The sequence below is a fragment of the Streptomyces sp. NPDC126510 genome, from assembly GCF_040302345.1.
GTDB lineage: Bacteria > Actinomycetota > Actinomycetes > Streptomycetales > Streptomycetaceae > Streptomyces.
On record NZ_JBEORR010000094.1, the window covers coordinates 1 to 2,181 of the forward strand.

Genomic DNA, 2,181 nt, shown 5'->3' on the forward strand with positions numbered 1-2,181 from the left:
AACGTCTCCACCCACACCGGCTCAGCCCTCAACACCCCACCCATACAGGCAAAATGCCCGCCACCAAGCCTTCTGCAACACCCTTTAGGCCGTGTTTCGAAAGTGGATCTTGAGCGTTAGATGATCACGGTTCATGGGGCGGGGAGATCTCACGGACGAGCAGTGGGCGGTGTTGGAGCCGTTGTTGCCGAAAGGGACGAAGACAGGGCGGCCACCCGTGTGGGCCCGGCGGCGGCTGATCGACGGCATACGGTTCCGGGTCCGTACCGGTGTTCCATGGCGGGACGTACCCGTTGAGTACGGACCGTGGGGCCGGATCTATGACCTGTTCCGCCGGTGGCAGCGGGACGGCATCTGGCACAAGATCCTCACGCTGCTCCAGTCTCTGGCCGACGCGAAGGGTGCGATCACATGGAACTTGAACGTCGACTCCACGGTGTGCCGCGCTCATCAGCACGCGGCCGGGGCACGCAAGCAGGGCGACCTGCAGAAAGAGCCACCAGGTGGGGTCTTCGCCGAGCCTGGTGATCATGCGCTGGGACGCTCGCGCGGCGGGTTCACCACCACGCTGCACCTGGCCGTCGAGCAGGGCCAGAAGCCCATGTCGATCGTGCTTACGGCGGGACAGCGCGGCGACTCGCCGCAGTTCGAATCCGTGCTGGAGAAGGTCCGCGTGCCCCGCATCGGGCCTGGCCGGCCACGCGTCCGGCCCAACCGAGTCCGGGCGGACAAGGCGTACACCTCCCGAAAGAACCGCGCCTATCTGCGTCGCCGGGGGATCCGCTGCACCATCCCGGACAAGGCCGACCAGGCGCGCAACCGCCAGAAGCTCGGCTCCCGCGGCGGCCGGCCGCCGCATTTCAACCCGGTCGACTACCGCGAGCGCCATGCGGTCGAGTGCGGGATCAACCGGCTCAAGCGTCATCGGGCCGTGGCCACCCGCTATGACAAGCTCGCGGTCCGCTACGAGGCCACTGTCCTTGTAGCCGCCATCAACGAGTGGCTGTGATCAGCACGTGTCCCTAGAGCTCAAAGTCCAGGGCCAGCTCTTCCCAGCGAATGCGCGAAGAGCAGGATCAGCGTCCTCGCCCGACGGAACCTCCGGGGTGGCCTGGAACCAGGCCACGATGAGAGCGGAGCGGTGCAGCACTGGGTCGAGTTCGGGGTCGACCGCTGTCGAGCCGAAAACACCGATCATCGGGCCTCCGGGCCCTTGGACGGGGTGGGCCGGGGCGGCCCGTGGTCGCCTCCCCCGCCCCATGGGATGATTTTGTCCTGGAACTACTCGAAGGGGGCGTAATGGCCCGCATCGAAGAAGCCATCGACATCTCCCGCCGCCCCGACGAAGTCTTCTCGTACCTGACGGATCCGAAGCACATCGCGGAGTGGGAGGAGAGCGCTGTAGCGGTGCGCACCCTGAGTGAAGGGCCGCTCGGCGTCGGCTCTCGCTTCCAGGTGCAGCGGCGGGTCGGGATTCTGAAGCTCCCCATGACCATGGAGGTCATGGAGATCGACCCGCCGCGCAGCTGGCACTTCCACGGCGTCGACGGTCCGGTCCGCGGTGACCTCCAGGGCAGGATCGAGCCGCTCGACAACGGCGAGCGTTCCCGGCTGACGCTGTCCGTAGATCTCGAGCCGCACGGCATCGGCAAGGTCCTCGTCCCGCTGGTGGTCAAGCCCATGGTCCGCAAGGAGATTCCGCGGGACAAGGTGCTCGCCAAGGAACTGCTCGAGGCGGGCGCGTCCTAGGTGTGCATCTGCCGGAGCTTGCTTACACCTGGGTCTGGGTCTTCTGCTTGAGGCGTTCGTACGGAGTCTGACCGCCGAGGGCACCGTGGGGGCGATGGTAGTTGTAGTAGTCCTCGCACTCGCGGAGCTTGTCGTTGAAGACGCCGGTGTCATCGATGACGAAGCCGTCGAGCATGCGGTAGAACTCCTCGGCGTCGATGCGGTGGGAGCGTTTCGACCTTGCCGTTGAGGGCGTGTATCGGAAGCGGATCATGCACATCACTGCTCGTCCGTGAGATGTCCCCGCCCCCATGAACCGTGATCATCTAACGCTTAAGATCCACTTTCGAAACACGCCCTAAAAGAGCGTTTTGTCCCGGTGGGGTTGTTTCGTGGTGCTTTAGAGGTCACATTGGTCTGAGGTTGCTGAGTCGGAAGTAACTGATGAGAACG

Annotated in this window: 2 protein-coding genes and 1 pseudogene; 2 read left to right on the plus strand and 1 reads right to left on the minus strand. The window is 64.9% G+C overall.

Going from position 1 to position 2,181, the window contains the following annotated elements; genetic code table 11:
• Nucleotides 1–133 precede the first annotated feature (133 nt).
• Nucleotides 134–1,009: an IS5 family transposase gene (locus tag ABTX60_RS43095; protein WP_352102047.1), complete on the plus strand. Its 876-nt coding sequence runs from the start codon at nt 134–136 to the stop codon at nt 1,007–1,009.
• 290 nt (nt 1,010–1,299) lie between these two features.
• A complete protein-coding gene (locus ABTX60_RS43100; RefSeq protein WP_352102048.1) occupies nt 1,300–1,749 on the plus strand; it encodes an SRPBCC family protein in 450 nt (149 codons plus the stop codon).
• 22 nt (nt 1,750–1,771) lie between these two features.
• Here ABTX60_RS43100 and ABTX60_RS43105 read toward each other — a convergent pair.
• Nucleotides 1,772–1,979, minus strand: a pseudogene (locus ABTX60_RS43105) (integrase core domain-containing protein); the annotation flags it as partial.
• Between the last annotated feature and the right edge of the window lie 202 nt (nt 1,980–2,181).

What these genes read in the sequence shown, in the direction of transcription:
- ABTX60_RS43095 (WP_352102047.1), top strand. Translation starts at nt 134, where the DNA reads ATGGGGCGGGGAGATCTCACGGACGAGCAGTGGGCGGTGTTGGAGCCG.
- ABTX60_RS43100 (WP_352102048.1), top strand. Translation starts at nt 1,300, where the DNA reads ATGGCCCGCATCGAAGAAGCCATCGACATCTCCCGCCGCCCCGACGAA.